The sequence below is a fragment of the Thermomonas sp. genome, from assembly GCF_025993755.1.
GTDB lineage: Bacteria > Pseudomonadota > Gammaproteobacteria > Xanthomonadales > Xanthomonadaceae > Thermomonas.
The window spans coordinates 1-4,195 of the sequence record NZ_JAMQHN010000072.1 but is presented as its reverse complement, the minus strand read 5'-3'; the positions used below and the strand labels follow the sequence as shown (position 1 = coordinate 4,195).

The 4,195-nt window shown below is 69.2% G+C and carries 5 protein-coding genes; 3 read left to right on the top strand and 2 right to left on the bottom strand.

Annotation, left to right across the window (positions count from 1 at the left end; genetic code table 11):
* Positions 1-1,452, bottom strand: a 1,452-nt coding sequence (locus Q0X16_RS04965) for an EAL domain-containing response regulator (protein ID WP_297831357.1), incomplete at its 3' end; no start/stop codon positions are given.
* A gap of 194 nt (positions 1,453-1,646) precedes the next feature.
* Here Q0X16_RS04965 and Q0X16_RS04960 point away from each other — a divergent pair.
* The 3 genes from Q0X16_RS04960 to nudC all read left to right on the top strand — a co-directional run bounded on the left by Q0X16_RS04960 (position 1,647) and on the right by nudC (position 3,691).
* Positions 1,647-2,378 carry a DUF6776 family protein gene (locus tag Q0X16_RS04960; protein ID WP_297831355.1) on the top strand — a complete coding sequence of 244 codons (732 nt, stop codon included), beginning with the start codon at positions 1,647-1,649 and terminating at the stop codon, positions 2,376-2,378.
* A 67-nt stretch (positions 2,379-2,445) separates the two neighbouring features.
* A complete protein-coding gene (gene erpA, locus Q0X16_RS04955; RefSeq protein WP_297831363.1) occupies positions 2,446-2,775 on the top strand; it encodes an iron-sulfur cluster insertion protein ErpA in 330 nt (109 codons plus the stop codon).
* Positions 2,776-2,785: 10 nt separating this feature from the next.
* The gene (gene nudC / locus Q0X16_RS04950) at positions 2,786-3,691 is read left to right on the top strand and encodes an NAD(+) diphosphatase (RefSeq protein WP_297831352.1); all 906 of its coding nucleotides are present in this window, start codon (positions 2,786-2,788) and stop codon (positions 3,689-3,691) included.
* 18 nt (positions 3,692-3,709) lie between these two features.
* Here the strand turns inward: nudC and Q0X16_RS04945 are convergent, their stop codons facing one another.
* Positions 3,710-4,150, bottom strand: a complete 441-nt coding sequence (locus Q0X16_RS04945; RefSeq protein ID WP_297831359.1) for a DUF2752 domain-containing protein — start codon at positions 4,148-4,150, stop codon at positions 3,710-3,712.
* Between the last annotated feature and the right edge of the window lie 45 nt (positions 4,151-4,195).

Below are 4,195 nucleotides of genomic sequence, written 5' to 3'. Positions count from 1 at the left end.
CGCGTCCAGGGTATGGCGGTACTGGCTGAGCGCGAACTGGACGCCGCTGGGCACCATCAGTCGACAGAACTCGCGCAAAAGTACCGAGTGGACCAGCGCATCCTCCAGACGGATGTCGATGATCAGCGATTGCCCGTCGATCTGCGCTTCGGAAATGGCCCGCTGCAGCCAGTTTGCGTAATCGTCCTGGGCGAGGGTGCGCGGCGACTGCGAGACGACCAACTGGATCGGGCGCTCGGCCTGCCGACGATCGCGCAGCAAATCGAGGGCATGCTGCATCACCCAACGGTCGACCTGCGGCAGCAGCCCCGCGGTTTGGGCGGCATCCAGGAACTCCGCGGCGCGGCGTACGCTGCCGTCGGGTCCGCGCAGCCGCACCAGAACCTGGTAGCGCGCCTCGTTGCCGCCGGCCACGGCGACCACCGGTTGGAAGACGAGATAGAGAGCATCGCCGCCGGGGGTCAGGGCGGTGCGCAATTCGTCGAGGATTTCGTTCGCCGCGATGCGGTCGGCGGGTACATAGCGTGCGATTCCCGCCGGCGCCCCGCGCGCTTCCCGCAGGGCGTCCTCCACTGCGGCCAGGACTTCACCGGAGTCCTTGAATCCGTGTTCGAAGCTGGTGTAGCCCACGGTGCAGCGCAGGCGCAAGGTAGCGCCGTCGATTTTGAAATCGGCGCGCCCGATCCCGTCCCGCAGCTGTCGCGCGTAGTCTTCCAGTCCGACGGTAGCGTTTTCGCCGACGATGACGAGGAACGCGTTGTCGCTCAGCCGGGCCGCGGATTCGTCAGCGACCAACTCGTTCAACTTGCGGCCCGCCGCGTTGATCAGCTCCTCGAATTCGGCATAGCCGAGGCGGTCGTGCAGAGCGGCGGCGTTGCCCATTTCGATCATCAATGCGCCGCCCTGCGCTCGCGAGGCGGCCCTCTCCAGCAGCAGGTTCATCAAGGCGGGCCGGGTGAGCAATCCGGTGACGGGATGACGCAGCGGCTCGACCGCGGCGTTTTGGCGGATTTGACCCAGCGCGCGCGCGCGGCGGATGCGGCTTTGCACCGACACCACCAGATGCCGAGGGCGAACCGGCTTGACGATGTAGTCGTCGCCGCCGTGCTCCAGCGCGTCGAGCTCGCTGTCCGGATTCTGGTCGCCGGTCAGGAACACCACCGGGATATGCTGGAAGCGGGGATGCTGGCGGATCTGCTCGGTCAGCGTCGTGCCGCTGGTGCCCGGCATGTGCAGGTCCATCAGCACCAGGTCGGGAGCGAAGCGTTCCAGGATGGCCATCATCTGCTCGGCCACGGCGACCACCTCGGCCTCCATGCCGGCGCCGCGCAGGATCGCTTCGGCGAACAGCGCCTGGCTGCGGTCGTCCTCGACGATCAGCACGCGAAAGCGATCGACTCCGGGCGACTCGGGTTGTTCCGTCTGGGTGGCTTCGTTGGGCGCGTCGTTCATCCTTGCCTCCTGATGCCGGTGCCTGGTCGCAGCCGTCCTGGAACTGCAGCGAGCGGACACCGGCGCTCGGCGGGCTCCCCCGGTCCGCCATGACGGGATTCTGCCGCAAAACGCAGGGGATGGGTCCCTCTGGACTTTGAATCCGTGATCCGGTGCGCTTGACGCCGGGATGGAAGGGATGCGATACCCGCCGCATGACAGATCCCGCGTCGCCCGCGCCCAGGCGCAAACCGGGTCACCCGCGTGCCGCCATCGTCGCATTGGTGGCCTGCGCGCTGCTGCTCGGTCTGTGGGGCGCTTGGCGCAGTTTCGGCCCGATCCCGCCGAATGCGCGTGAACTGCTGGAGACGCAAGCCCGGCGAATCGAGGCGCTGGAGCAGCAAAACACCACCCTCGCGCGTTCCGACCAGATCAGCCGCGAGGCGAATCGGGACTTGCAGGGCACCCTGGCCGACCGCGACGAGGAAATTGCCGGGCTGCGCACCGACATCGCCTTCTACGAACGCTTCGTGGGTGCGGCCGGGCAGCGCCACGGCCTGAGCGTGCACGGCCTGCAGCTCAAGCCGCAGGGCAAGTCCGGGGTCTGGCATTTCGTGGCCACGCTCACCCAGAACATCAACCGCGATGCGATCAACAGCGGCCGCCTCACCCTGGCGCTCGAGGCCAGCAGCGCCGGACGCATGCGCACGCTGGACTGGAACACCCTGCGCCAGCAGGCCAATGCGGCCGGCGTCGACTATGCCTTCAAGTATTTCCAGCAGGTCGAAGGCGACATCGTGCTGCCGGAAGGGATCGTGCCGGTGCGGGTGAGCGTGCGCCTGCGTCCCGCGTCCGGGACGGCGGTCGAGCAGTCGTTCGCCTGGTCGGATGCCGCGGGCGCGACCGAGGCACCGCGCGCGCCTGAGGGAAGCGCCGGCCGCGGTTGAAACGCCGGCGGCAAAGCGCGATCCTGTTCGGGTGAACAGGATTGCCCTGGATTTCGTCCGCTCGGTGATGCCGGCGGCGCCGATGGACTTCACCTCGGCCGCCGCGGCCAAGGTGCGCGAGCTGCTGGCCGACGAAGGCGACGAGGCGCTCAAGCTGCGTGCCTACATCCACGGCGGCGGTTGCGCCGGTTTCCAGTACGGCTTCGAGTTCGACGACCTGCAAAACGAGGACGATGTGGCGATCCTCACCGACGGCGCCACCCTGCTGGTCGATCCGCTCAGCCTGCAGTACCTGGCGGGCGCGTCGGTCGATTACGTCGAATCGCTGACCGGCGCGCAGTTCGTCATCCGCAATCCGAACGCCAAAACCACCTGCGGCTGCGGCACGATCGAATGAGGCGGCGTTGATGCGTCGGGCCTCGCCGTTCGCCTTTGTCGATGGCGCGCTGGATCGCGCCGACGCCCTGCGCGACGATCCCGACGCGCTGGCGGCGCTGTGGCTCCAGGCGGGCGTGATCGCGTTGGATGCGCAGGGCAAGGCGCTGGCGAATGCCGAGGGACGCTTGCACGAACTGGACGGCGCCAAGCTCGGCGGAGGACCGGACGGGTGCACCTTTCTTGGTTTGCGCGACGGGCGCGGCTGGTTCCTCGCCGACGCGCCGGCACTCGACGCGCCGCAGCGGATCGACCTGCGCAGCGCCGCAGCGCAGTGGCCGGCGTGGCAGGCCACGCTGTTCGCGCAGGCGCGGGCGCTGCAGCACTGGCACCGGCAGCATCGCTATTGCGGCGCCTGCGGCGGCCCGTTGCGCTACCGGCGCGCCGGCTGGCTGGGGTTCTGCGATGCCTGCGGCAGCGAGCACTACCCGCGCACCGACCAGGCGATCATCGTGGCCGTCGATGGCGATGGCCGTTTGTTGCTGGGGCGGCAGGCGGCGTGGCCGCAGCGGCGCTGGTCGGTGATCGCCGGCTTCGTCGAACCGGGCGAAACGCTGGAACAGACCGTCGCCCGCGAGGTGCTGGAAGAAACCGGTGTGCGGGTGGATCCCGGCAGCGCCCGCTATCTCGCCTCGCAGCCGTGGCCGTTCCCGAGCGCGCTGATGCTGGGTTTCATCGCCCGGGCCCAACCGGATGCGCCGCAGGCGAACGAGGAACTGGAAGCGGCCGGCTGGTTCAGCGCAGAGGAAGTACGCGCCGGTCTGGCCCGCGACTGGCGTGAGGCCGACTGCGCCGGCGAAGGCATCGTGCTGCCTGCACCGCTGTCGATCGCACGCCACGTGATCCAGACCTGGCTGGATGGCCAGGACGCGGCTTGATGGCCTGCCGGCTGCGCCTCAGCCGGGTGCCAGCAGGGTGAACGGAAACCACGGCAGATTGCGCAGCACCCCGTAGCCCACCAGCAGAACCAGCCACAGTTTGGGCGCGGCCAGGACATTGCGCAGTCCGAGCAGGCGCTGCGGCAGCAGGCCCGCGCCGTGCAGCAGCAGCACCGCCAGCGGCAGCAGCGAGATCACCAGCAGCGGGTTCATCGCCAGCGCGCCCGGCAGATCGAACTGCGTCAGCGCATGCAGGCAGCGCGTGCTGCCGCAGCCGGGGCAGTACAGCCCGGTCAAGGCCCGCAACGGGCACGGCGGCAACGGGTTGCCGGCGACGGTGGGATCGATCCGACGCAGCACGAAGAAGGCGCCAGCGCCCAATGCGGTGACCGCAGCCAGCGTGGCGTAGCGGCTGCGCGCGCGCAGCCACGACGCGCCCGCCCCGCACGGGCCGGCCACACACCAAACAGCCCCCGTGCGGGGCAGCAGGTCTACCCCACACAT